Origin of the sequence: Citrobacter sp. RHBSTW-00029 (genome assembly GCF_014104295.1) — a bacterium.
Taxonomy (GTDB): Bacteria; Pseudomonadota; Gammaproteobacteria; order Enterobacterales; family Enterobacteriaceae; genus Citrobacter; species Citrobacter youngae.
In genome coordinates, this window is the sequence record NZ_JABXRT010000001.1 from 1,506,784 (window position 1) to 1,531,882 (window position 25,099).

Annotated in this window: 24 protein-coding genes and 1 pseudogene; 13 read left to right on the top strand and 12 right to left on the bottom strand. The window is 49.5% G+C overall.

Going from position 1 to position 25,099, the window contains the following annotated elements:
• Nucleotides 1-52 precede the first annotated feature (52 nt).
• Nucleotides 53-466: a histone-like nucleoid-structuring protein H-NS gene (hns, locus tag HV041_RS07400; RefSeq protein WP_003020723.1), complete on the bottom strand. Its 414-nt coding sequence runs from the start codon at nucleotides 464-466 to the stop codon at nucleotides 53-55.
• 645 nt (nucleotides 467-1,111) lie between these two features.
• On the opposite strand from hns, the gene tdk reads away from it, so the two are divergent.
• On the top strand, nucleotides 1,112-1,729 hold the full coding sequence (gene tdk / locus HV041_RS07405) for a thymidine kinase (protein WP_005126397.1): 618 nt from the start codon (nucleotides 1,112-1,114) through the stop codon (nucleotides 1,727-1,729).
• A 221-nt stretch (nucleotides 1,730-1,950) separates the two neighbouring features.
• Here the strand turns inward: tdk and adhE are convergent, their stop codons facing one another.
• Nucleotides 1,951-4,629 carry a bifunctional acetaldehyde-CoA/alcohol dehydrogenase gene (gene adhE / locus HV041_RS07410; RefSeq protein WP_048211477.1) on the bottom strand — a complete coding sequence of 893 codons (2,679 nt, stop codon included), beginning with the start codon at nucleotides 4,627-4,629 and terminating at the stop codon, nucleotides 1,951-1,953.
• 486 nt (nucleotides 4,630-5,115) lie between these two features.
• Here adhE and ychE point away from each other — a divergent pair, with 486 nt between their 5' ends.
• The 7 genes from ychE (at nucleotide 5,116) to HV041_RS07445 (ending at nucleotide 13,154) form a co-directional block, all read left to right on the top strand.
• On the top strand, nucleotides 5,116-5,763 hold the full coding sequence (gene ychE, locus HV041_RS07415) for an NAAT family transporter YchE (protein ID WP_048211478.1): 648 nt from the start codon (nucleotides 5,116-5,118) through the stop codon (nucleotides 5,761-5,763).
• 772 nt (nucleotides 5,764-6,535) lie between these two features.
• Nucleotides 6,536-8,167: an oligopeptide ABC transporter substrate-binding protein OppA gene (gene oppA, locus HV041_RS07420; protein WP_048211480.1), complete on the top strand. Its 1,632-nt coding sequence runs from the start codon at nucleotides 6,536-6,538 to the stop codon at nucleotides 8,165-8,167.
• Nucleotides 8,168-8,400: 233 nt separating this feature from the next.
• Entirely contained in the window at nucleotides 8,401-9,321 is a 921-nt protein-coding gene (gene oppB, locus HV041_RS07425) for an oligopeptide ABC transporter permease OppB (RefSeq protein WP_005126405.1), read from the top strand.
• Between the two features lie 14 nt (nucleotides 9,322-9,335).
• A complete protein-coding gene (oppC, locus tag HV041_RS07430) occupies nucleotides 9,336-10,244 on the top strand; it encodes an oligopeptide ABC transporter permease OppC (protein ID WP_048211481.1) in 909 nt (302 codons plus the stop codon).
• Between the two features lie 11 nt (nucleotides 10,245-10,255).
• Nucleotides 10,256-11,269 carry a murein tripeptide/oligopeptide ABC transporter ATP-binding protein OppD gene (oppD, locus tag HV041_RS07435; RefSeq protein WP_005126407.1) on the top strand — a complete coding sequence of 338 codons (1,014 nt, stop codon included), beginning with the start codon at nucleotides 10,256-10,258 and terminating at the stop codon, nucleotides 11,267-11,269.
• Nucleotides 11,266-12,270 carry a murein tripeptide/oligopeptide ABC transporter ATP-binding protein OppF gene (gene oppF, locus HV041_RS07440; RefSeq protein ID WP_048211482.1) on the top strand — a complete coding sequence of 335 codons (1,005 nt, stop codon included), beginning with the start codon at nucleotides 11,266-11,268 and terminating at the stop codon, nucleotides 12,268-12,270. Before oppD ends, oppF begins: the two co-directional genes overlap by 4 nt.
• A gap of 47 nt (nucleotides 12,271-12,317) precedes the next feature.
• Nucleotides 12,318-13,154 (top strand): ion transporter, encoded by an 837-nt coding sequence (locus HV041_RS07445; protein ID WP_048211483.1) that lies wholly within the window; start codon nucleotides 12,318-12,320, stop codon nucleotides 13,152-13,154.
• Between the two features lie 37 nt (nucleotides 13,155-13,191).
• Here the strand turns inward: HV041_RS07445 and HV041_RS07450 are convergent, their stop codons facing one another.
• Entirely contained in the window at nucleotides 13,192-13,521 is a 330-nt protein-coding gene (locus HV041_RS07450) for an HI1450 family dsDNA-mimic protein (RefSeq protein WP_040233211.1), read from the bottom strand.
• A gap of 34 nt (nucleotides 13,522-13,555) precedes the next feature.
• Nucleotides 13,556-15,016 carry a cardiolipin synthase gene (gene cls / locus HV041_RS07455; protein WP_040233209.1) on the bottom strand — a complete coding sequence of 487 codons (1,461 nt, stop codon included), beginning with the start codon at nucleotides 15,014-15,016 and terminating at the stop codon, nucleotides 13,556-13,558.
• A 142-nt stretch (nucleotides 15,017-15,158) separates the two neighbouring features.
• Here cls and HV041_RS07460 point away from each other — a divergent pair, with 142 nt between their 5' ends.
• On the top strand, nucleotides 15,159-15,332 hold the full coding sequence (locus HV041_RS07460; protein WP_005126414.1) for a YciY family protein: 174 nt from the start codon (nucleotides 15,159-15,161) through the stop codon (nucleotides 15,330-15,332).
• A gap of 52 nt (nucleotides 15,333-15,384) precedes the next feature.
• Here HV041_RS07460 and HV041_RS07465 read toward each other — a convergent pair whose 3' ends face one another.
• Nucleotides 15,385-15,681, bottom strand: a complete 297-nt coding sequence (locus HV041_RS07465) for a YciI family protein (RefSeq protein WP_048211485.1) — start codon at nucleotides 15,679-15,681, stop codon at nucleotides 15,385-15,387.
• Between the two features lie 214 nt (nucleotides 15,682-15,895).
• Between HV041_RS07465 and tonB the strand changes: the two genes are divergently transcribed.
• Nucleotides 15,896-16,624 carry a TonB system transport protein TonB gene (tonB, locus tag HV041_RS07470; RefSeq protein ID WP_199981850.1) on the top strand — a complete coding sequence of 243 codons (729 nt, stop codon included), beginning with the start codon at nucleotides 15,896-15,898 and terminating at the stop codon, nucleotides 16,622-16,624.
• A gap of 68 nt (nucleotides 16,625-16,692) precedes the next feature.
• Here tonB and yciA read toward each other — a convergent pair whose 3' ends face one another.
• The 4 genes and pseudogenes from yciA to HV041_RS25020 all read right to left on the bottom strand — a co-directional run.
• Nucleotides 16,693-17,094 carry an acyl-CoA thioester hydrolase YciA gene (gene yciA, locus HV041_RS07475; RefSeq protein ID WP_048211486.1) on the bottom strand — a complete coding sequence of 134 codons (402 nt, stop codon included), beginning with the start codon at nucleotides 17,092-17,094 and terminating at the stop codon, nucleotides 16,693-16,695.
• A gap of 165 nt (nucleotides 17,095-17,259) precedes the next feature.
• The gene (locus tag HV041_RS07480) at nucleotides 17,260-17,799 is read right to left on the bottom strand and encodes a septation protein A (protein ID WP_005126421.1); all 540 of its coding nucleotides are present in this window, start codon (nucleotides 17,797-17,799) and stop codon (nucleotides 17,260-17,262) included.
• 56 nt (nucleotides 17,800-17,855) lie between these two features.
• Nucleotides 17,856-18,599 (bottom strand): YciC family protein, encoded by a 744-nt coding sequence (locus tag HV041_RS07485; protein ID WP_040233207.1) that lies wholly within the window; start codon nucleotides 18,597-18,599, stop codon nucleotides 17,856-17,858.
• A gap of 28 nt (nucleotides 18,600-18,627) precedes the next feature.
• A pseudogene (locus HV041_RS25020) lies at nucleotides 18,628-18,714 on the bottom strand (YkgJ family cysteine cluster protein); the annotation flags it as partial.
• A 281-nt stretch (nucleotides 18,715-18,995) separates the two neighbouring features.
• Between HV041_RS25020 and ompW the strand changes: the two are divergent.
• The 3 genes from ompW to HV041_RS07500 all read left to right on the top strand — a co-directional run bounded on the left by ompW (nucleotide 18,996) and on the right by HV041_RS07500 (nucleotide 21,697).
• Nucleotides 18,996-19,634, top strand: coding sequence for an outer membrane protein OmpW (ompW, locus tag HV041_RS07490; RefSeq protein ID WP_048211487.1), 639 nt, complete (start codon nucleotides 18,996-18,998; stop codon nucleotides 19,632-19,634).
• Between the two features lie 130 nt (nucleotides 19,635-19,764).
• Nucleotides 19,765-20,040: a hypothetical protein gene (locus tag HV041_RS07495; protein WP_048211488.1), complete on the top strand. Its 276-nt coding sequence runs from the start codon at nucleotides 19,765-19,767 to the stop codon at nucleotides 20,038-20,040.
• Between the two features lie 187 nt (nucleotides 20,041-20,227).
• A complete protein-coding gene (locus HV041_RS07500; protein WP_061068011.1) occupies nucleotides 20,228-21,697 on the top strand; it encodes a GGDEF domain-containing protein in 1,470 nt (489 codons plus the stop codon).
• Between the two features lie 32 nt (nucleotides 21,698-21,729).
• On the opposite strand, the gene trpA is transcribed toward HV041_RS07500, so the two are convergent.
• The 3 genes from trpA to trpCF are packed head-to-tail and all read right to left on the bottom strand — an operon-like array spanning nucleotide 21,730 to nucleotide 25,098.
• A complete protein-coding gene (trpA, locus tag HV041_RS07505; protein ID WP_115643334.1) occupies nucleotides 21,730-22,536 on the bottom strand; it encodes a tryptophan synthase subunit alpha in 807 nt (268 codons plus the stop codon).
• Nucleotides 22,536-23,729 carry a tryptophan synthase subunit beta gene (trpB, locus tag HV041_RS07510; RefSeq protein WP_003020645.1) on the bottom strand — a complete coding sequence of 398 codons (1,194 nt, stop codon included), beginning with the start codon at nucleotides 23,727-23,729 and terminating at the stop codon, nucleotides 22,536-22,538. Before trpB ends, trpA begins: the two co-directional genes overlap by 1 nt.
• A gap of 10 nt (nucleotides 23,730-23,739) precedes the next feature.
• Complete coding sequence (gene trpCF, locus HV041_RS07515) at nucleotides 23,740-25,098, bottom strand: bifunctional indole-3-glycerol-phosphate synthase TrpC/phosphoribosylanthranilate isomerase TrpF (protein WP_121585489.1); 1,359 nt, start codon at nucleotides 25,096-25,098, stop codon at nucleotides 23,740-23,742.
• Between the last annotated feature and the right edge of the window lies 1 nt (nucleotide 25,099).

Below are 25,099 nucleotides of genomic sequence, written 5' to 3' on the forward strand. Positions count from 1 at the left end.
CGGGTAAAAAAAATCCCGCCAGTGGCGGGATTTTAAGCAAACTATTTCTGAATTATTCCTTGATCAGGAAATCATCCAGTTGTTTACCTTGTTCTTCCATCGCTTTTTTGATCACAGCCGGTGTACGACCCTGGCCAGTCCAGGTTTTAGTTTCACCGTTTTCATCAACGTAGCTATATTTAGCCGGACGTGCTGCGCGTTTAGCTTTGGTGCCGGACTTAACAGCAGCCATGCTATTCAGCAGTTCGTTCGGATCAATACCATCAGCAATCAGCATTTCACGATATTGTTGCAGTTTACGAGTGCGCTCTTCAACTTCAGCAGCGGCAGCGCTTTCTTCTTCGCGACGCTCGCTAACTACAACTTCTAATTTTTCCAGCATTTCTTCAAGCGTTTCCAGAGTACATTCTCTCGCCTGCGCACGAAGAGTACGGATGTTGTTCAGAATTTTAAGTGCTTCGCTCATTGTAGTAATCTCAAACTTATATTGGGGGTGGTTTGTTGAGCTAATAATAGAGCGATAAATTCAGTTGTGCAATAGCCAGGAATGTAAGGAATTCAAAATTGCTCTTTATTTAGTGTCTGTATTAATTGTTCTGTCTTAATTTTACGACGATGTCGGGCATAAAAAAGGCTTATTGGTATGCGGGCTTCCCGGCGGCAGCGAGTAAAAATTCAAGATTCAGGTCACATTTCATGGTGTACAAATAGTATCTCTTTGCAGTGATTTCAACCTTTTGTATTAGTTTTGCTTACGGGAATCCCCTATTACAAGGTGGCTATCGTTAGATGCAATAACAATAAGGGCAGGGTTTCTTTATTGCACGGTGTTGATAAGTGACGTTGATGAATTTCAGGAGCACTATTTGTGAAAGAATGTGTATATACACATCATACTTCTGGTTGTTTGTGCTTTGGCTGCGTGCTTTAACTCTATCGTGCCCTTGAGAAAGTACTCAAGGACACTTCCGCGCTGCGAGGTATTTAGACTAAACAGGGCGATGTTCGCACGTTCTTTTATACATCCTGGATGTCACGCTGCACCGACATGTTTGTGAAATATGATACAATCCTGCCCATATTTATTTTCCCCGGTGAGGGCCGATACACAATGGCACAGCTTTATTTTTACTATTCTGCAATGAATGCAGGCAAGTCGACGGCATTGCTGCAATCTTCATACAATTATCAGGAACGTGGGATGCGTGCCGTTGTATATACAGCGGAAATTGATGACCGTTTTGGCGCGGGAAAAGTAAGTTCACGTATAGGCCTGTCGTCACCTGCAAAATTGTTTAACCAAAATTCATCATTGTTCGAGGAGATTCGTGCGGAGAACGCGCAGCAACGAATTCACTGCGTGCTGGTTGATGAGTCTCAGTTTCTGACGCGACAGCAGGTTTATGAATTATCAGAGGTTGTTGATCAGCTGGATATTCCCGTGTTGTGTTACGGCTTACGCACCGATTTTCGCGGTGAGCTATTCGGCGGAAGTGAATACCTACTTGCATGGTCAGATAAGCTGGTTGAATTAAAAACGATTTGTTTCTGTGGCCGTAAGGCCAGCATGGTATTACGCCTTGATCAGGCCGGAAGACCTTATAACGAAGGTGAGCAGGTCGTTATAGGCGGAAATGAACGCTATGTATCGGTGTGTCGTAAGCATTATAAGGAAGCACAGTCTGAAGGCTCTCTGACGGCCATTCAGGAACGTCACAGCCACGATTAACCCTCTGTTCTCCTGCTGAGTTAAAATCGCAGGGTAGGTCTCTGCTTTAGCCAGAAGCGCTACCCTGCGGTATTGCCTTCTGGTGTCACTCTCACACTTATTTCCCTTACGCCTTTTCACCCCGATGGCGGGCGTCTGCATAGTCTGATTTTCGCTGAGTATGGCAAAAAAAACGGCCCCAAAGGGCCGTTTATGAAGATACTAAAGCTTATGTGAGTGCATTAAGCGGATTTTTTCGCTTTTTTCTCAGCTTTAGGCGCTGCTGCTGGCTCAGTTTTAGCCGCAGTTTCACCTTCGCTATACTCACGACCGTAGTAAGTATCCAGCAGGATCTGTTTCAGTTCAGAAATCAGCGGGTAACGCGGGTTAGCACCGGTGCACTGGTCGTCAAACGCATCTTCGGACAGTTTGTCGACGTGTGCCAGGAAGTCAGCTTCCTGAACGCCAGCTTCACGGATAGATTTTGGAATACCCAGTTCAGCTTTGATTTCTTCCAGCCATGCCAGCAGTTTCTGGATTTTAGCCGCAGTACGGTCGCCCGGTGCGCTTAAACCCAGATGGTCTGCGATTTCTGCGTAGCGACGACGCGCTTGCGGACGATCATACTGGCTGAAAGCAGTCTGTTTAGTCGGGTTGTCGTTCGCGTTATAACGAATGACGTTGCTGATCAGCAGGGCGTTCGCCAGACCGTGAGGAATGTGGAACTGAGAACCCAGCTTGTGCGCCATTGAGTGACATACACCCAGGAAGGCGTTAGCAAACGCAATACCGGCGATGGTCGCTGCACTGTGAACACGCTCACGCGCTACCGGGTTCTTAGAACCTTCATGGTAGGACGCAGGCAGGTTTTCTTTCAGCAGTTTCAGCGCTTGCAGAGCCTGACCGTCAGAGAATTCAGATGCCAGTACGGAAACGTAAGCTTCCAGAGCGTGAGTCACCGCATCCAGACCACCGAATGCACACAGTGATTTCGGCATATCCATAACCAGGTTGGCATCGACAATTGCCATGTCTGGGGTCAATGCGTAGTCAGCCAGCGGGTATTTCTGACCCGTTGCATCGTCGGTAACAACCGCAAACGGAGTCACTTCAGAACCGGTACCGGAAGTGGTGGTGACGGCGATCATTTTCGCTTTCACGCCCATTTTCGGGAACTTATAGATACGTTTACGGATGTCCATAAAGCGCAGCGCCAGCTCTTCGAAATGGGTTTCCGGATGTTCGTACATCACCCACATGATTTTCGCGGCGTCCATCGGGGAACCACCGCCCAGTGCGATGATAACGTCAGGCTTGAAGGAGTTAGCCAGCTCAGCACCTTTACGAACAACGCTAAGAGTCGGGTCAGCTTCAACCTCAAAGAACACTTCGGTTTCAACGCCGGCTGCTTTCAGAACGGAGGTGATCTGGTCTGCATAACCGTTGTTAAACAGGAAGCGGTCGGTCACGATCAGAGCACGTTTGTGACCATCGGTAATCACTTCATCCAGCGCGATTGGCAGTGAGCCACGACGGAAGTAGATAGATTTCGGAAGTTTGTGCCACAACATGTTTTCAGCTCGCTTAGCAACGGTTTTCTTGTTGATCAGGTGCTTAGGACCAACGTTTTCAGAGATGGAGTTACCACCCCAGGAACCACAACCCAGAGTCAGGGAAGGTGCGAGCTTAAAGTTGTACAGGTCGCCGATACCACCCTGTGAAGCCGGGGTGTTAATCAGGATACGCGCAGTTTTCATCATCTGACCGAAGTAAGCAACGCGTTCTGGTTGGTTGTCCTGGTCAGTGTACAGGCAAGAAGTGTGGCCGATACCACCCATCGCAACCAGTTTCTCTGCTTTGTCTACCGCATCTTCGAAATCTTTCGCACGGTACATCGCCAGCGTCGGGGACAGTTTTTCGTGAGCAAACGGCTCGCTTTCATCAACAACTTTCACTTCACCGATCAGGATCTTAGTTGTTTCCGGAACCGAGAAGCCTGCCAGTTCAGCAATTTTATATGCCGGCTGACCAACGATAGCGGCGTTCAGTGCGCCATTTTTCAGGATAACGTCCTGAACAGCTTTCAGCTCTTTACCCTGCAGCATGTAGCCGCCGTGGCTAGCGAAACGTTCACGAACTGCATCGTATACAGAGTCAACAACAACAACGGACTGTTCAGAAGCACAGATTACGCCGTTATCGAAGGTTTTAGACATCAGAACAGAAGCAACCGCGCGCTTAATATCCGCAGTTTCGTCAATAACAACCGGGGTGTTACCTGCACCTACACCGATTGCTGGTTTACCGGAGCTGTATGCTGCTTTAACCATGCCTGGGCCGCCGGTCGCAAGGATCAGGTTAATGTCCGGGTGATGCATCAGCGCATTAGACAGTTCAACGGAAGGTTGATCGATCCAGCCGATCAGATCTTTCGGTGCACCCGCAGCGATAGCAGCCTGCAGAACGATGTCAGCCGCTTTGTTAGTGGCATCTTTAGCACGCGGATGTGGAGAGAAGATGATTGCGTTACGCGTCTTCAGGCTGATCAGCGATTTGAAGATAGCGGTAGATGTCGGGTTAGTGGTCGGAACGATACCGCAGATGATACCAATCGGTTCAGCGATAGTGATAGTACCGAAAGTGTCGTCTTCAGACAGAACACCACAGGTCTTTTCATCTTTATAAGCATTGTAAATGTATTCGGAAGCAAAGTGGTTTTTGATCACTTTGTCTTCAACGATGCCCATGCCGGATTCGGCAACGGCCATTTTCGCGAGAGGGATTCGAGCGTCTGCGGCTGCCAGAGCGGCGGCGCGGAAGATTTTGTCAACCTGTTCTTGAGTGAAACTGGCATATTCACGCTGGGCTTTTTTTACGCGCTCTACAAGTGCGTTAAGTTCAGCGACATTAGTAACAGCCATAATGCTCTCCTGATAATGTTAAACTTTTTTAGTAAATCATCTGCTCGATACGAGAGTATAGACAGACCGACGAAAAATTGTATAACGTTTTGAAAATCAAACGGTTAATTAACGTCCACTTTACTTTGATTTACTAAAAGAGCTTATGCGTTAGCGTCATTTAACTCTAACGCGTTACCTCCAAGTGGCGTAAGCAAGATTACTCACTTCTGAGTAGTAATTGCGTGATCTGGATCAAATTTCCGCAAAGCTGACACCTTTCAGCAGGCCCTTTTAGCGTTTCTTGGTAAGTGTTAAAAAATTGATGTAATGAATGAGGTTAACATTAGCATATTTAATACATATTAATAACACTGAGTAATGGTAGCGTATTTACGTAGATATACGCAGATAGCAGGTGAAGTATGCTGACAAAAGGCGTATCTTCAGCGCGGATTTCATCAATTTTATGACTCATTTTATCCGGCTAACGCTTCGGAGCTAACCGTGATCCATACGCTATTCGATTTTCCTGTTTATTTTAAATTTTTCATTGGGTTATTTGCATTGGTCAACCCGGTAGGGATCATCCCTGTCTTTATCAGCATGACCAGCTACCAGACCGCTGCCGCACGCAATAAAACCAACCTTACGGCAAACCTGTCGGTTGCTATCATTCTGTGGATCTCTCTGTTTCTGGGGGATGGAATTCTGCAATTGTTTGGTATCTCAATTGATTCGTTCAGGATTGCCGGTGGTATCCTGGTCGTGACTATCGCGATGTCGATGATCAGCGGAAAACTTGGGGAAGATAAGCAAAACAAGCAGGAAAAGTCGGAGACGGCGATACGCGAGAGCATTGGCGTTGTCCCGTTAGCGCTGCCGTTAATGGCGGGACCGGGGGCAATAAGCTCAACGATCGTCTGGGGCACGCGTTACCATAGTGCTATTAATCTGTTCGGCTTTTTCGTGGCGATTGCGCTGTTTGCGCTGTGCTGTTGGGGATTGTTTCGTATGGCGCCGTGGTTAGTTCGCCTGCTGGGCCAAACGGGCATCAACGTCATTACGCGTATTATGGGGTTGTTACTCATGGCGTTGGGCATTGAGTTCATTGTGACCGGGATCAAATCCATTTTCCCGGGCTTACTTGCCTGAATCCACCGAATCAATATAAACGGAGCTGCTTCCAGGCTCCGTTTCCCGCCATTATCAGTAATACTTCTCACTAAAGTTGAAACGCGCCATAGCAGTAATAAAAGATGCTGATAGCCACTGCATTTTTATGTATTGATTTTCAACACAATTATCTTTTCAGCAGAACAGATGAACCAGGGCCGCATTGTTATTTTATTAACATCATACTCTTGGGCTTGCTGAAGGATTATCGAAATGTTATTAGTTATTTCAGCACCTAATTTAGATGAATGTGCTAATTAATAACCAATTGTTAAATTTATGTGCATTTTGACGTCTCTTCGATGCCGGACAGGGCGATGAGTCGGGTGACTCACGTAATGCATTGAATAAATTGATTTTATTTTTAAAAAATCGCTGTATTAATGCTTTTGTTGTGCGTTTTTTTTTCGATAAAAGAGAATTGGTTAACAAATCTGTAAAATGTATTGGCGGTGAAGAAACGCATTTGATACTTTCCGGCCAGGTATTTAGCAGAAGATTTCACGTTGATGAGAATAATTTTCATTTAATCTCTCTCAACAGGGTAATAGCGTGCTTCCGGCAGGGGAGGCACGTAGATAATCGACGCAAGGCGATCAAACGAATCGCCAGAATAAATAAAGTCGGTGATAGCGAGCAGTAAACAAAAAAACACCTGACGGCAGAAAATCTCCGGTGTCGTACAGGGATCCTGACAGGATTAACAGTCTGGTTATAAAACCAGCCATAATAATGAGGGAGTACAAACACAATGACTAACATCACTAAAAAAAGTTTAGTAGCTGCGGGGATCCTAACTGCGCTAATCGCTGGAAATGTTGCTACAGCAGCAGTGGTACCAGCAGGCGTTCAGTTGGCTGAGAAGCAGACTCTGGTGCGTAATAATGGTTCGGAAGTTCAGTCACTCGATCCGCATAAAATCGAAGGTGTACCGGAATCCAACATTAGCCGTGATTTATTTGAAGGTTTATTAATCAGTGACGTTGATGGCAAACCATCGCCGGGTGTGGCTGATAAATGGGAAAATAAAGATTTTAAAGTCTGGACATTCCATCTGCGTAAAGACGCTAAATGGTCTGACGGAACGCCTGTTACCGCACAAGATTTCGTCTATAGCTGGCAACGTCTGGCGAACCCCAATACTGCTTCACCGTACGCCAGCTATTTACAGTACGGACATATTGTCAATATTGATGACATCATCGCTGGTAAGAAGCCAGTTACCGATCTCGGTGTAAAAGCGATTGATGACCATACCTTTGAAGTGACTCTGAGTGAACCTGTTCCTTATTTCTACAAACTCCTTGTGCACTCTTCTCTTTCCCCTGTGCCTAAAGCCGTGGTGGAAAAATTCGGTGAAAAATGGACCCAGCCCGCTAACATCGTTTCTAACGGCTCTTATAAACTGAAAGACTGGGTTGTCAACGAGCGTATTGTACTTGAGCGTAATACTCACTACTGGGACAACGCGAAAACCATTATTAACCAGGTCACATACCTGCCAATTTCTTCTGAAGTGACTGACGTGAACCGCTATCGCAGCGGTGAAATCGACATGACCTATAACAACATGCCGATTGAGTTATTCCAGAAACTGAAAAAAGAGATCCCGAACGAAGTTCACGTTGATCCTTATCTGTGCACCTACTATTACGAAATTAACAACCAAAAAGCACCGTTCAACGATGTTCGTGTACGTACCGCCCTGAAGCTGGCGCTGGATCGTGACATCATCGTCAACAAAGTGAAAAACCAGGGCGATCTGCCCGCCTATAGCTTTACCCCGCCGTATACTGATGGCGCTAAACTGGTTGAGCCAGAGTGGTTCAAGTGGTCACAGGAAAAACGTAACGAAGAGGCGAAAAAACTGCTGGCCGAAGCTGGCTTCACCGCTGAAAAACCGTTGACCTTTGATCTGCTGTATAACACCTCCGATCTGCACAAGAAGCTGGCTATCGCTGCGGCATCAATCTGGAAGAAAAATCTGGGTGCGAATGTGAAGCTGGAAAATCAGGAGTGGAAGACGTTCCTCGATACGCGTCATCAGGGCAACTATGATGTTTCACGCGCAGGCTGGTGTGCGGATTATAACGAACCGACGTCTTTCCTGAATATGGTACTGTCCGATAGCTCCAACAACACCGTCCACTATAAGAGCCCTGCATTTGACAAGTTGATTGCTGATACCCTGAAAGCAACTGATGATGCTCAGCGCAGTGAACTGTATTCGCAAGCAGAACAGCTGCTGGATAAAGACTCTGCAATTGTACCGGTGTTCTACTACGTCAACGCCCGTCTGGTGAAACCTTGGGTAGGCGGATACTCCGGTAAAGACCCGATGGATAATATCCACGTTAAAGACTTGTATATTATCAAGCATTAATGGCAAGACGTGGGGCGATTAAGGTTGCCCTACAGTGTCTTTTTCTTCGAACTATAAATACCTCTTTAGACAAAGAGAGGTATACCCTAAATAATTCACGTTGCAGGAAGGCGGCAACGCAGCGAATCGCCAGGAGCTTACTTAAGTAAGTGACTGGCGTGAGCGAGCAAAGCCAAGGCACCTGCAGCTTGAAGTATGACGGGTATAAAGGCACACGCCAGAAGGTACGGGCAATGTTGAAATTTATATTACGCCGCTGTCTGGAAGCGATTCCGACACTATTTATTCTTATTACGATTTCATTCTTTATGATGCGTCTTGCGCCGGGAAGTCCTTTCACCGGAGAGCGCGCCTTACCGCCAGAAGTTCTGGCGAATATTGAAGCGAAATACCATCTTAATGATCCGATCTCAACGCAGTACTTTAGCTATCTGAAACAGCTGGCGCACGGTGATTTTGGACCATCCTTTAAATATAAAGACTACACCGTTAATGACCTGGTCGCGTCAAGCTTTCCGGTTTCCGCGAAGCTGGGGGCTGCGGCCTTTATTCTGGCGGTGGTGATCGGTGTTAGTGCGGGCGTAATCGCCGCGTTGAAGCAAAACACGCGTTGGGATTATACGGTTATGGGGGTGGCGATGACCGGGGTGGTGATCCCCAGTTTTGTCGTTGCCCCCTTATTAGTCATGATATTTGCGATCACACTGAAATGGCTACCCGGTGGCGGTTGGAACGGTGGGGCGCTGAAATTTATGATCCTGCCCATGGTGGCGCTATCCCTGGCCTATATTGCCAGTATTGCGCGTATTACCCGCGGCTCGATGATTGAAGTGCTGCACTCTAACTTTATTCGGACCGCGCGTGCTAAAGGGTTGCCGATGCGACGGATTATTTTCCGCCATGCGTTAAAACCTGCGCTGTTGCCGGTGTTGTCCTATATGGGGCCCGCGTTTGTCGGCATTATTACCGGTTCGATGGTTATTGAAACTATCTATGGTTTACCAGGGATTGGGCAGTTGTTTGTGAATGGCGCATTAAACCGCGATTACTCGCTGGTACTGAGCCTGACTATTCTGGTTGGCGCGCTGACCATCGTGTTTAACGCGATTGTCGATGTGCTGTATGCCGTAATCGACCCGAAAATCCGTTACTGATACTGGAGCTCGCTATGATGTTAAGTAAGAAAAACAGCGAAGCGCTGGAGAATTTCAGTGAGAAGCTGGAGGTCGAAGGCCGCAGCCTGTGGCAGGACGCTCGTCGACGCTTTATGCATAACCGAGCGGCAGTAGCCAGCCTCGTGGTGCTGGTGATTATTGCGCTGTTTGTGACGTTGGCACCCATGTTATCGCAGTTTACCTACTTCGATACTGACTGGGGCATGATGTCCAGCGCGCCTGATACGGAGTCTGGGCACTATTTTGGCACTGACTCATCTGGCCGTGATCTGCTGGTGAGGGTGGCTATTGGTGGACGGATCTCGTTGATGGTGGGGATTGCTGCGGCGCTGGTGGCGGTGATTGTGGGCACGCTGTACGGTTCACTGTCGGGTTACCTGGGCGGCAAAATCGACTCTGTGATGATGCGTCTGCTGGAAATCCTTAACTCCTTCCCGTTCATGTTCTTCGTTATTCTGTTGGTTACCTTCTTTGGGCAAAACATCCTGTTAATCTTTGTGGCGATTGGGATGGTGTCCTGGCTTGATATGGCGCGTATCGTTCGTGGCCAGACGCTGAGCCTGAAGCGCAAAGAGTTTATTGAAGCAGCCCAGGTCGGTGGGGTGTCTACCGTGCGTATTGTTGTGCGCCACATTGTGCCAAACGTACTCGGTGTGGTGGTGGTCTACGCCTCATTGCTGGTTCCCAGCATGATCCTGTTTGAATCGTTCCTGAGCTTCCTGGGACTTGGCACACAAGAGCCGCTAAGTAGCTGGGGCGCACTGCTCAGCGATGGTGCCAACTCGATGGAAGTATCACCATGGTTACTGCTGTTTCCGGCAGGGTTCCTGGTGGTGACGCTATTTTGTTTTAACTTTATTGGCGATGGCCTGCGTGATGCCCTCGACCCGAAAGACCGTTAAGGAGTGCCGCCATGAGCGTAATTGAGACCTCAACCGCGCCGCTCGCGCAACAACAGGCTAACGCACTGCTAAACGTTACCGATCTGCGTGTGACGTTTGCCACCCCAGATGGTGATGTTACTGCAGTAAACGATTTAAACTTTTCACTACGCGCCGGGGAAACGCTGGGTATTGTTGGTGAGTCTGGTTCAGGTAAGTCGCAGACTGCATTTGCCTTGATGGGCCTGCTGGCCGCAAATGGCCGGATTGGCGGCTCCGCTACATTCAACGGTCGTGAGATCCTGAACTTACCGGAGCGTGAGCTGAACAAGCTACGCGCCGAGCAAATCTCGATGATCTTCCAGGATCCCATGACCTCTCTGAATCCGTATATGCGGGTTGGCGAACAGTTAATGGAAGTTCTGATGCTACATAAAGGTATGAGCAAAGCGGAAGCCTTTGAAGAATCAGTCAGGATGCTGGATGCGGTGAAAATGCCGGAAGCGCGTAAGCGAATGAAAATGTATCCGCATGAATTCTCCGGCGGGATGCGGCAACGTGTGATGATCGCCATGGCGCTTCTGTGCAGGCCAAAGTTACTGATTGCCGATGAACCCACTACTGCGCTGGATGTCACGGTTCAGGCGCAAATCATGACGCTGCTGAATGAACTGAAAAGTGAATTCAATACCGCAATTATTATGATTACTCACGACCTCGGTGTTGTTGCTGGTATTTGCGACAAGGTGTTAGTGATGTATGCCGGACGCACGATGGAGTATGGCAGTGCGCGCGATGTCTTTTATAAGCCGGTTCATCCGTATTCGATTGGCCTGCTTAATGCCGTCCCGCGTCTGGATGCCGAAGGGGAAGAAATGCTGACTATCCCGGGTAATCCGCCGAATCTGTTGCGTTTACCGAAAGGCTGCCCGTTCCAGCCCCGTTGCCCGCATGCCATGGAAATCTGTAACAGTGCTCCGCCACTGGAAGAGTTTAGTCCGGGCCGTCTGCGCGCCTGCTTTAAACCGGTGGAGGAACTGGTATGAATGCGGTAACCGAACAACGAAAAGTACTCCTCGAAATTGCCGATCTGAAAGTCCATTTCGACATCAAAGATGGTAAACAGTGGTTCTGGCAACCGTCGAAAACGCTGAAAGCCGTTGATGGCGTGACCCTACGTCTGTATGAGGGAGAAACATTAGGCGTAGTGGGGGAATCGGGTTGCGGGAAATCGACGTTTGCGCGTGCGATTATCGGTCTGGTAAAAGCGACTGATGGTAAAGTCGCCTGGCTCGGCAAAGATTTGCTTGGCATGAAACCCGATGAGTGGCGGGCAGTGCGCAGTGACATCCAGATGATTTTCCAGGATCCGCTGGCATCGTTAAACCCACGTATGACCATCGGTGAAATTATCGCCGAACCGCTGCGGACTTATCACCCGAATCTGCCTGGGCAGGAAGTCCGTGACCGCGTAAAGGCGATGATGATGAAAGTGGGGTTACTGCCTAACCTGATTAACCGCTACCCGCACGAGTTTTCCGGTGGGCAGTGCCAGCGTATTGGTATTGCTCGCGCGTTGATCCTTGAGCCGAAGCTGATAATTTGTGATGAGCCTGTATCCGCGCTGGATGTGTCGATTCAGGCGCAGGTTGTTAACCTGTTGCAGCAATTACAGCGTGAGATGGGCTTATCATTAATCTTCATTGCCCATGACCTGGCAGTGGTTAAGCATATTTCCGATCGTGTGCTGGTGATGTATCTCGGACATGCGGTGGAGTTGGGGACCTATGACGAGGTGTACCATAATCCGCTGCATCCCTATACCAAAGCACTAATGTCAGCGGTGCCAATTCCCGATCCTGATATGGAGAGGAACAAGGTTATCCAACTGCTGGAAGGTGAGTTACCCTCCCCGATTAATCCGCCTTCGGGGTGTGTGTTCCGCACACGTTGTCCGATCGCCGGCCCAGAATGCGCGAAAACGCGTCCTGTACTTGAAGGGAGTTTCCGACACGCGGTTTCCTGCTTAAAAGTAGACCCGCTATAATCGAGAGGGCTGACACATTGTCAGCCCTTCTTTTTGGTGAGGTAAATGTGTCAGGCTTAGTCTCTTCTGTTCGCCGTACTCTCTATCGTACATTATTTGATTTAGACACGCGCTCGGGGCGCCGTTTTGAAGGCATGTGCGCACTGTTCGCATTGCTGAGCGTGATTGTTATCTTCATTGAGTCTGGGGTCGGGACGCAATACCATTTAACCTATGATGAATGGCATATTTTTGTCTGGCTGGAAGTCTTTATTACGCTGGTCTTTACCATCGAATATCTGCTCAGATTGTGCTGCTGGGCCAATCCTGCAAAATATGTGTTTAGCTTCTGGGGAATTATCGATCTCGCGACAATTCTGCCACTGTATGTGATGTGGCTATGGCCGGAAATTAGTCTGAGTTATGTTTTCGCCTGGCGAGCGATGCGCGTGCTGCGTGTACTGCGAATACTCAAACTGCTGCGATTTATGCCGTCGCTGCGTGTGTTCTGGAGCGCAATTAAAAGTGCCCGTCATCAGTTGATGCTGTTTTATTCGTTTATTGCCATTCTGATGATTGTCTTTGGCGCCCTGATGTACCTGATTGAAGGCCCGAAATATGGTTTTACTACGCTGAATGCGTCGGTATATTGGGCAATCGTTACGGTTACAACTGTTGGCTATGGTGATATTACCCCGCATACACCGCTTGGCCGCATGGTTGCGTCAGTGCTGATCCTGATTGGTTATTCGGTTATCGCAATCCCGACAGGATTGATAACAACACATATGAGTAGTGCGTTTCAGCACCGGCAAAATCAGCGCAAATGTCCACAGTGCCAACAAAGCCAGCATGAGCACAGCGCGCAATTTTGTAATCGTTGCGGAAGTAAATTGCCTGACTAGAAATAAAAAAAGCTGCGAGAGCAGCTTTTTGTTTTCATTATTCACGCCAGAGGATGTGGCAGAGTTTATGATCTTTTTCGCGACATAACAGAACACGCGCAAAAATATCGTTAATCTCGCCGTCTTCTGAGTCTGCCAGACCAATCACCACTTCGGCGAAGAAGTCAGGATTCAGGTCAAAATCAACGTGCTCCTGCCAGTCTTGTGCAGGGTCGAATAACTCTGCACCGCCACGCTCTTCAAACTGCAAATTGAACAGAAGGATGTCGGCCGGATCGAGATTGTCCGCCGCCAGTTCGAGAAAAATGTCATAAGCCTGCTCGAGCGTTTCGTCTTCGGTCAGGCGGTTGTTCAAATCCATATCCATAATGACTACCTGTTTACTGTCTGATGGGCACGTTTTACAGCAACGGGCTAAAGAAGTAAAACAGTCGCTCAGCGATACGCTGCCAGAGTGGTCGTTTTACCCACAAACGTGCATCTAGCAGGCGGGAACGCGAAATATAATCATCCTGTACCGCAGCGAGGTCACCGCCGAATCCGGCATCGTCAATCACTAGTGTTATCTCAAAATTCAGCCACAGGCTGCGCATATCCAGGTTAACAGTACCGACCAGACTTAATTCGCCATCGACCAGCACGCTCTTGGTATGTAACAACCCACCTTCGAACTGGTAGATTTTCACGCCTGCCGCCAGCAACTCGGTGAAAAAAGCCCGACTTGCCCAGCCAACCAGCATCGAGTCATTCTTGCGTGGAAGAATGATGCTGACATCTACACCACGCTGCGCTGCCGTACAGATGGCGTGCAGCAGATCGTCACTGGGGACGAAGTAGGGGGTGGTCATGATTAAATATTCACGAGCAGAATATGCGGCGGTCAATAAGGCCTGATGGATCAAGTCTTCAGGGAAGCCAGGCCCGGAGGCAATAGTGTGAATGGTGTGCCCGCTGGCCTGCTCAAACGGCATGATGTTGACATCGGGAGGCGGCGGTAAAATACGTTTACCGGTTTCAATTTCCCAGTCGCATGAGTAGACGATCCCCATGGCAGTGGCCACCGGGCCTTCCATTCTTGCCATTAAATCAACCCATTGCCCAACGCCTGCATCTTGTTTGAAGAAGCGCGGATCGACCATGTTCATGCTGCCGGTATACGCAATGTAGTTGTCGATCATGATCATTTTGCGGTGCTGACGCAGGTCCATACGGCGTAAAAATACACGCATCAGGTTCACCTTCAGCGCTTCTACAACCTCGATACCTGCGTTACGCATCATCGCCGCCCAAGGGCTGCGGAAGAACGCCACGCTGCCGGCGGAGTCCAGCATCAAACGACAGTGAATCCCCCGTCTGGCGGCGGCCATTAATGATTCCGCGACCTGATCGGCCATACCGCCTGGCTGCCATATGTAGAACACCATTTCGATGTTGTGGCGCGCCAGTTGAATATCGCGGATCAGCGCCTGCATCACGTCATCAGAGTTGGTGAGAAGCTGTAGCTGATTGCCCTTAACGCCGGCAATGCCCTGGCGACGCTCGCATAACTTAAATAATGAGGAGGCAACGCTGCTGTTTTCTTGTGCGAATATATGTTTGCAGGCTTTGAGATCGTTCAGCCATTTGGCTGTTGATGGCCACATCGCTCTGGCGCGCTCGGCGCGGCGTTTGCCCAGGTGGAGTTCACCAAAGGACAGATAAGCAATGATCCCTACCAATGGCAGTATATAGATGATCAAAAGCCAGGCCATTGCGGAGGGTACTGCGCGTCGCTTCATCAGAATGCGTAACGTTACGCCAGCAATGAGTACCCAGTAACCCAGAATGACCAGCCAACTCACCACGGTGTAGAAGGTTGTCATAAAATTAAAAATCCTTTTGAAAGCGTATTGTTAAGAGTTTACGCATCAGGAGTCATCTGGCAAATAAAAACACGGGAAAACCACTGGTCTGCATGCGGTCTGGGGGTATAATGCCCGCTCTGTGACTGGAAGAGTAGTTAACATGAAGCGTAGTAGAACGGAAGTGGGACGCTGGCGGATGCTGCGTCAGGCTAGCCGCCGTAAAGCACGTTGGCTTGAAGGGCAATCGCGCCGTAACATGCGTATCCACTCCATCAGAAAATGCATTCTCAATCATCAACGAAATTCGTTGCTGTTTGCGATCTACAGCATTTGATCCAAAAAGGGCACCGTTGCGGTGCCCAATGTATTCCTGTCCGTTCTGTTTCTTAAAATACTTTTTTGTACGGTTTGACCGAAACTTGCGCATAAACGCCTGCAGCTACATACGGGTCGGCATCTGCCCACGCCTGCGCTGCCTCTAAAGATTCAAATTCCGCAATCACCGTCGATCCGGTAAATCCCGCCGCACCCGGATCGTTACTGTCGACAGCTGGCATGGGGCCCGCCGTCAGTAGACGACCTTCATCATGGAGGAGTTGCAGACGGGCCAGGTGAGCAGGGCGCACGGAAAGACGTTTCTCGAGAGAATCTGCGATATCTTGAGCATAAATAACATACAGCACGGGTAGAGCTCCTTGATCGGTAAAAGTCGCGTTTACGTTATTGGAAAGCCCTGGCAACTGCAACGTAAAGATAATAGCTTTGTTAAGGCCATATTAAGATAATGGTTTTTTTACATGAAATTGCGTTTTAAATGCGGCTTACTGTCATGGGCTTATTGAATATGATTGCTATTTGCATTTAAAATCGAGGCCTGGTTTTATAACTGAAACGATTATGACTGCAATGACCCTTGATTTACCTCGTCGCTTTCCCTGGCCGACGTTACTTTCCGTCGGCATTCACGGCGCTGTAGTGGCGGGTCTACTGTATACCTCGGTACATCAGGTTATTGAACTGCCTGCACCCGCGCAGCCGATCTCCATCACGATGGTCGCACCTGCCGATCTTGAGCCACCTCAGGCAGTTCAACCACCGCCGCAGCCTGTCGTTGAGCCTGAACCGGAACCTGAACCGATACCGGAACCGCCAAAAGAGGCGCCGGTGGTGATTGAGAAACCGAAACCTAAACCAAAACCGAAGCCAAAACCGGTGAAAAAGGTTGAAGAGCAGCCCAAACGTGACGTGAAACCGGTTGAGTCGCGTCCAGTATCGCCGTTTGAGAACACGGCGCCTGCTCGTTCGGCAACGACCACCACCGCGCCGGCAACCAGTAAACCTGCGGTTAGCGCACCGTCTGGGCCACGCGCCTTAAGTCGTAATCAGCCACAGTATCCGGCGCGCGCGCAGGCTTTGCGCATTGAAGGTCGGGTGAAGGTCAAGTTTGATGTGACATCAGATGGCCGTGTGGAGAATGTTGAAGTGCTTTCCGCACAGCCTGCCAACATGTTTGAGCGTGAAGTGAAAAATGCGATGCGCAGATGGCGTTACGAAGCGGGCAAACCGGGATCTGGCCTGGTGGTGAATATCGTATTCCGTCTGAACGGTACGGCGCAGATTGAGTAACTGGCGTGCCGGAGTCGGCGTCAGGCTTTCTCCGGCAAGCAGGTCTGATAACGGTGTCAACGCGGTTATCAGACCTGTGTTGGTATCGGACGAGGTTTCCCGTCTTTATCTACAGCGACGTAGATAAACAGGGCTTCAGTGGCTTTGTAACGCTGGCCAATAGGTTCCGAAGCGACTTTCTTCACCCAGACTTCAATATTAATGCTGATTGATGTCGTCCCGCGTTTTACGCAGCGTGCGTAGCAACAGACCACATCACCCACGGCAACCGGGCGCAAAAAGCTCATTCCTTCCACTCGCACCGTCACCACGCGGCCATGTGCGATCTCTTTGGCCTGAATAGCGCCACCAATATCCATCTGTGACATCAGCCAGCCGCCAAAAATATCACCGTTAGCATTGGTATCGGCAGGCATGGCCAGAGTGCGTAAAACCAGTTCACCCTGGGGGGTGTTATTCGTTGTTGTCATTGTAGAACCGACTGTAGAGAAAGATTACAGGCGGGATGCTACTAGAATTTACGAGCGGAGAACAGAGGGGATGCAGCGCGCGGAGGGGATGTAAGCCAGCTTGTCTGCCACGAAGAGCGTGGGTGGGTAAAAATTCGCCAGATCCGCAGATCTGGCGAACACTTATTACGATTTATCTTCCTGCGGCAGATGGCGGTAGATATAGATTCCGCTCAGCAACGTGAAGAATAAGGTCAGGGCGGTTAATCCGAACACTTTGAAGTTGACCCAAATGTTCTGCGGCAGCCAAAACGCAATGTAGATATTGGCCAGTCCACACAGGATGAAGAAGACGGCCCAGGCCAGATTTAGCTTCGACCATACCGGCTGCGGCAGCGTCAGCTCTTTTCCTAACATGCGCTGAATCAACGGTTTTTTCATCACCCACTGGCTAACCAGCAGTGCACCGGCAAACAGTCCGTAAATCACCGTAACCTTCCACTTAATGAATTCATCGTTGTGGAAGAAAATAGTCAGGCCACCGAAGACAGCAACCAGAACAAAGGTGATTAACGCCATCTTCTCGACTTTGCGATAGCGAACCCAACTGTAAATCAACACCACAGCTGTTGCGACAATAAGCGCCGAGGTTGCCGCGTAGATGTCATAAAGCTTATAAAAAGCAAAAAAGACAACCAGCGGTAAAAAATCAAGAAACTGCTTCATTCTTCGAGTCCGTAATCAAAAAGCATTGGGTAACACACCCGGCATGCGTTCAGGGTTTATTGACGAATCAGCATATACAGGCGGAACAAATAGATCAGCAGCACAGCAGAGATCATATTGCTCAGCGTATTCGCCAATACCGCGCCTACGTTTGGCGTTAGTACTGCAAAACTTGGCGCAAAAAGCAACAGCAGCGTTTTTGCCAGTAACCAACCGATTACTGCCGGCGCTACCAGTCGCATATTAGACCACGCCAGACGCATACTGTTGCGCATAGCGGCAAAGACGCCCATTTTATCCTGCACGACCATCACCGGCGCGAGGGCCAGCAAGATAGCCAACAGAATACCAGGTACGACAACCAGCATAATACCGACCTGTACCAGCAGGGTAGTCAGAAAAATCAGAATAAACAATTTAGGTAATACCGGCGCGCTGGCGCCAATGGCGCGTAATGCGCTAACCCGATGACCCGCCGAAATCAATTGAATCATCAGGATGATGCCTCCTGCAAGGATGGCATTACCAATCAGCCCTGAAAACGTCGATGCTGCAGAAGCGCGTAGCAAAATTTGCTGCTGCTCCGGCGTCATATTCTGTACCAGATCGAACAGGCCCACACTGCTGGTTAGCTGATCCCCTTCGCTCAGTTGCGCGATTTGCGCGTCGCTGGGAGAAAAGGCATGCCCTAGCACCACTGTGATAAACGCGCACAATAACGATACCAGCAAGATGGTAATGAATTGATTACGGAAAAAGTTTCCCGTGTCACGGTAAACGGATTTCGCCGTGATAGACATGCACTCTCCTTGAGTTTTGCAGGTGTTCATTTGCGCGCAATTGTACCCTGGATAACTCTACAGTGGCAGCATCGTACGATGTATGGAAAGGCATATCTTTGTAAAGCTCCGGTAATTTTTGGCCAGGACTTCAGCATCTTGCAACATCGTTGTTTGTTCTCTGTGCATCACGTTCAAATAACCAACGCTTTGTGTTGGCGCTAAAGGTACTTGCATAGTGAAAATATATCAAAATTGATCTGAATTAATTTAACCAGGATTTTGAATGCAAGTTCTAACTTAATCTGGATCAATAAATGTTAAATTATCAAACTCAATGTGATCCAGGTTAGATCACTTATTACTCCATTGTGGGTATATTCGTTCCGCTTTTATAACCATAACGATGGAGCGGACATGAAAAAATTAACAGTTGCAGCATTGGCTTTAACAACTATTCTCTCTGGTAACGCATTTGCGCATGAGGCCGGAGAGTTCTTTATTCGAGCAGGCTCGGCTACCGTCAGACCGACGGAAGGCGCGGGTGGTACGCTGGGAAGCCTGGGTGGCTTTGATGTCAGCAACAATACGCAGTTGGGCCTGACATTCACCTATATGGCAACCGACAATATTGGCGTTGAATTACTGGCAGCCACGCCGTTTCGCCATAAGATAGGCACCGGGGCAACCGGTGATATTGCCACCGTTCATCATTTACCGCCGACGTTAATGGCGCAGTGGTACTTTGGCGACTCCAGCAGCAAACTGCGTCCTTACGTTGGCGTGGGTGTGAACTACACGACTTTCTTCGATGAAGGTTTTAACAACAACGGGAAAGAAGCAGGTTTATCCGATCTGAGCCTGAAAGACTCCTGGGGTGCAGCAGGACAGGTCGGTATGGACTATCTGATCAACCGCGACTGGCTGATTAACATGTCAGTCTGGTACATGGATATCGACACCACCGCGAGCTATAAAATGGGTGGCGTCCAGCAGCGTGACAGCGTACGCCTCGATCCGTGGGTGTTTATGTTCTCTGCGGGTTATCGTTTTTAAGTCAATGATTCCAGTCTGATAGGCTGGTCGTTTCGCGGCCAGCCTTTTCTCCTCTCTTTTTCCCTTCCCGACTTTCTCCCCTTCGATGTAATGCTACTCTTTAAGCAAACTGGCTTTGAGGGTATTGACGATGATATTGACCCGTCAGCTGTTACAACAAAAAATTTCCCTTATGGAAGCATCCATAGACGATGATACAACAGAGTTTGCCGTGTATGCTGCGCGCGAATTATTGAATTACATGAGCAGGGTGGAAGCCCTGGAAAAGGTCATCGCCACACAAATCACACTACCTTACTGCAGCGCCAGCCCGGTTTGCGAGATTGAAGCGGGCTATGCCGCAGGCGTGAGCGACTGCCGTGAGGCCATCCGTCGGGCAGGGTATCCGATTGAAGGTGATGATTAGTTTGCATTTGTGTTAACAAAAATGTGCTTTTATTGTATAAGTCTGTAACTTTCGTGCACGAGTGCGCTTCTTATTTCAACTCATTAGTCTCTGGATGGTTAACATCTTTATCCATATACAACGCTGTTATGCAACAACATAAACGGGTAACCGGTTTGGTAATACTGTTAACTATCGGGGTGGACTCGTGAAGATTGTGCAGGATAAGCTCCGAAACAGGCAGGCTCTGCTGGTATCCGGGCTCATTACGTTGGTATTTACCTCGCTGTTTCTGTTTATCATTTATGAACAGCGTATGGCGACCGCCAGTGAAGGCGTGAGCCGCCTGCAAGCTCACATGTTGGACATTTTTAACGATAATGAGCTAATTGCCGATGCGATTGGCGAGCGTTACTACCACATCAAAACCGGCGAACAGTGTGGTGTTATGGCGCAGTTTGTTCCGCGAAATAAAGATGAATGGGGAATTAACGCCGACCCAAAGCGGGTTCATTCCGCGACAGGGACGATTATTGCTCAGCAACCCAGCCATAATGCGCTGTGTATGTATACTGCGGCGGAGTTCATTCGTGGAATGGTTAATGAGCTAAATCCAGGCAGCTTCGATGCGCATCGTTACATTATCGCCAGCCATTCAGATTATTTTTACTGGTTTATGGCTTCCGACTCGCGCAATTTCAGTTTTTCTGACTCCGAAATGGCGATGGATATTACGCAGTTTTTCTATCCGCCCGTCGATTTCTATACCCGGTTGCTGCAAAAAAATGTCAAAAATAAAGCTCTCAGTTCAACAAACTTCTATACCGATAAAATTACCGGTGAAAAAGCCTACAGCGTGGTGAGCTATATCTACGATCTGTCGGGTAAAGAGATATCAGACCAAATCGTTGCCTATCTGGTCTATGATCATTCGAAACCCGAGCTGCAGGAAGCGTTGGCCGAGGCGTTTGATAATCAAATTCTTCCCGGATTGAACGTGGAGTTAGTGAATTTAACCAACAAAGAGAGCCTTTGTTTATCCGGCAAATGTGCGGGACAATCCAGCTATTTGGTGCGCAATTTCTCAGAAAAATATGCGCTGCACTATTCGCTGTCATTAGGCCGTTTTATGGCGCGCGATACGCAAGCCGGCATTGTTATTCTGCTGGCGCCGTTCTTTTTCATCATGATTACTTTCTCGCTAAAATCATGGCTGAATGAAAGCGACCTGAAAGTTTATATTGATACGCTGACCGGCTGCTTTAATCGCCGAATTCTCGACATCATCAAGCGCAGGGATTTATCACATTGCTCGGTAGTGCTACTGGATTGCAATAAGTTCAAGGCTGTCAATGATACCTGGGGGCATGCTGCTGGGGACCGTGCGCTGCAAATTATCGCCAACAGAATGTTGTCTAACACCCGTACCAGCCACGATCTTGTGATCCGCACTGGCGGAGATGAATTTATGATCCTGCTGTTTCGCTCTCAGGCCAGTGATGCTATCGCGATTGCGCAGCGTATAAGCGGACAGGTGACCAGCCATGTATTTGTGGTGGACGGCAACACTATACCCTTGTCAGTGTCGTGGGGGATTGCAGAGGTGAAGGGGGAGCTGGATGCGGCAATCCAGAATGCGGATACTGCCATGTACAAAATGAAGCAGGCCAGGGAGTAAAACCGCCAGAAGTCACTGGCGGTTTAATTAGCTTACTGTTGGGTGGCGGCTTTCATCGCGCTGACAAACGCTTTCAGCTCAGCCAGCATTTGCTCTGGTGCTGCAACATTTTTCTCAATGATTTTGACAATCGCCGATCCGGAAATAGCCCCCGCAGCACCTGCTTCAATGGCGCCTGTCACCTGTTCCGGTGCAGAGATACCAAAGCCCTGTAAAGAAGGCGGGGCATTGAATTCTTTCAGCTTTTCGACCAGATGATGCAACGGTAACGCCGCACGATTTTCGGCACCCGTAACGCCTGCGCGTGACAATAAATAGGTATAACCGCGGCCATGAGCGGCAATCCGACGCAGCAGTTCTTCGTCAGCGTTAGGCGGGCAAATGAAAATTGGCGCTACATTATGACGTAATGCGGCCGTTCTGAATGGCGCAGACTCTTCAACCGGCACATCGGCGACTAATACCGAATCTACGCCGACCTTCTCACACTGTGCGTAAAATTCGTCAATACCCTTGCTGAACACCAGGTTGGCATACATCAGTAAACCAATTGGAATGGTTGGGTGTTTTTGCCGAATCAACGCCAACATTTCAAAACATTGTGACGGCGTGACGCCTGCCGCGAACGCACGTAATGTCGCTTCCTGAATGGTTGGGCCGTCGGCCAGCGGGTCGGAGAACGGAATACCCAGCTCAAGCGCATCGGCACCCGCTTCGATCAGCGTATCAATGATTTTCAGTGACTGTTCAACAGAGGGATCGCCCAGGGTCACGAAGGGGACAAAAGCGCCTTCTTTGCGGTCCTTCAGCTGTGCAAACAGGTTTTCGTAACGTTCCATCAGATTTCCCCTCGCGCTTTCAGAATATCGTGTACGGTGAAAATGTCTTTGTCGCCGCGACCGGAGAGATTAACCACCAGTAACTGCTCTTTTTCCGGATTTTCACGCATCATTTTCAACGCGTGCGCCAGGGCATGGGAAGACTCCAGCGCCGGGATAATCCCCTCATGCAGACACAGCGTTTTGAAGGCTTCCAGCGCTTCATCATCAGTAATCGATACATAGTCAGCACGTCCGATACTGTTCAGATAAGCGTGCTGTGGCCCGACTGACGGGAAGTCCAGCCCGGCGGAAATAGAGTAAGACTCTTCAATCTGTCCTTCTTCGGTTTGCATCATCGGGGACTTCATGCCGAAGTAAATCCCGACACGACCATGTTTCAACGGCGCGCCGTGTTCCCCAGACTCAATCCCGTGACCGCCTGGCTCTACGCCAATCAGACCGACGCTGGTTTCATTAATAAAGTCGGCGAACATACCGATGGCGTTAGAACCGCCGCCCACGCAGGCGATCACGGCGTCCGGCAGGCGACCCTCTTTTTCGAGGATCTGCGCTTTGGTTTCTTCACCGATCATGCGCTGGAATTCACGTACAATGGTCGGGAAGGGGTGCGGACCTGCCGCCGTACCGAGCATATAGTGCGCAGTGTCATAGCTGCCAGACCAGTCGCGCAGCGCTTCATTACAGGCATCTTTCAGCGTCGCGGAACCGCTGTGAACCGGGATCACTTCAGCGCCCATCAGACGCATACGGAAAACGTTAGGCGACTGGCGTTCAACGTCTTTCGCACCCATATAAATACGGCACTTTAAACCCAGCAAGGCGCTGGCAAGGGCAGACGCCACACCATGCTGACCCGCGCCGGTTTCGGCGATGATCTCGGTTTTACCCATACGCTTCGCCAGCAACGCCTGGCCCAGCACCTGGTTGGTTTTGTGCGCGCCGCCGTGCAGCAAATCTTCACGTTTAAGGTACAACGTGGTGTTGGTGCCTTGAGTAATGTTCTGGCATTTGGTCAGCGCAGTTGGGCGACCAGCATAGTTTTTCAGCAGGTCTGTAAACTGTGCCTGAAACTCAGGGTCTTTTTGTGCACTGACGAACGCTTCTTCCAGTTGGCGCAGCGCAGGCATCAGAATCTGTGGCACATACATACCGCCAAATTCACCAAAATACGGATTGAGTAATGTTGTCATGTCCTTTTCCTTAATATGCGCGCAGCGTCTGAAAGACTGAAGCCAGAAGACGCGCATCTTTGATGCCCGGCTGTGACTCTACGCCAGAATTGAAATCGAGCCCGGCACAGCCGGTTTTAGCCGCGTCGACGCAGTTATCTGCACCGAGTCCGCCAGCGAGTAAAACGTTATCCAGCGATTGTCCGCCTAAGAGTGACCAGTCGAAGCGTTGCCCGCTACCGCCCTGACCGTTGTCGAAAACGTATTTATCGACATGCTGGTAATCACGGGCTGGCAATGTCTCGCTGACGCTTAGCGCCTTCCAGATTTGCACCTGCGCGGGTAGCACATTGCGCAGAGCATCGATATAGGCCTGATCTTCGCTTCCATGTAGTTGTACGGCGGCCAGCGACAGTGCGGTGACTTTTTCGCGGACGTCTGCGATGTCGGTGTTACGGAACACGCCTACATACTGTAGCGGCGCACCCGTCATAACGTCTCGCGCCTGCTCAACGCTGACAGCGCGTGGTGAGGTCGGGACAAAAATTACGCCGCCATAAATGGCCCCAGATTCGTACGCTGCTTTTGCATCCTGTGCACGAGTCAGTCCGCAGACTTTATTTTCGCCAAGCAAAACACGACGTACGGCGGTATGCAGGTCATCATGGGACATCAGCGCAGAGCCTATCAGAAATCCGTTGGCGAAATGGCTGAGTTCGCGAACCTGACCATAAGTGTTGATCCCGGATTCGCTGATGACGGTGACGCCATGACCCAAACGTGGTGCAAGCTGGCGAGTACGGTTGAGGTCAATCGACAGGTCACGCAAATCACGGTTGTTAATACCGACGACTTTCGCCCCCAGCGCAATGGCGCGCTCCAGCTCTTCTTCATTGCTAACTTCGGTCAGCACGCCCATTTTCAGGCTGTGGGCGACGGCGGCGAGCTGACGATACTGTTCATCATCTAAAACCGACAACATCAGCAGGCAGGCGTCCGCCTGGTAGAAACGTGCCAGATAAATCTGGTAAGGATCGATAATAAAGTCTTTACACAGGATCGGCTGTGGTGCGATGCGACTGACGATGGGCAGAAAATCAAAGCTACCCTGAAAATATTTCTCGTCCGTTAGCACGGAAATTGCTGACGCATAATGTTTGTATACTCCCGCAATCTGTGCCGGGTCGAAGTCATCACGAATTACGCCTTTTGACGGAGAGGCTTTTTTGCACTCCAGAATAAAAGCGGTACGTGTCCCTTGCAGCGCATCGTAGAAATCACGCGTGCTGGGTTGAACATCATTTTGAAAGCTGGTCAGCGGTTGTTGCTGTTTGCGGGCTTCTACCCAAATCGCCTTGTCAGCGACAATTTTCGCTAAAACGGTTTGCATC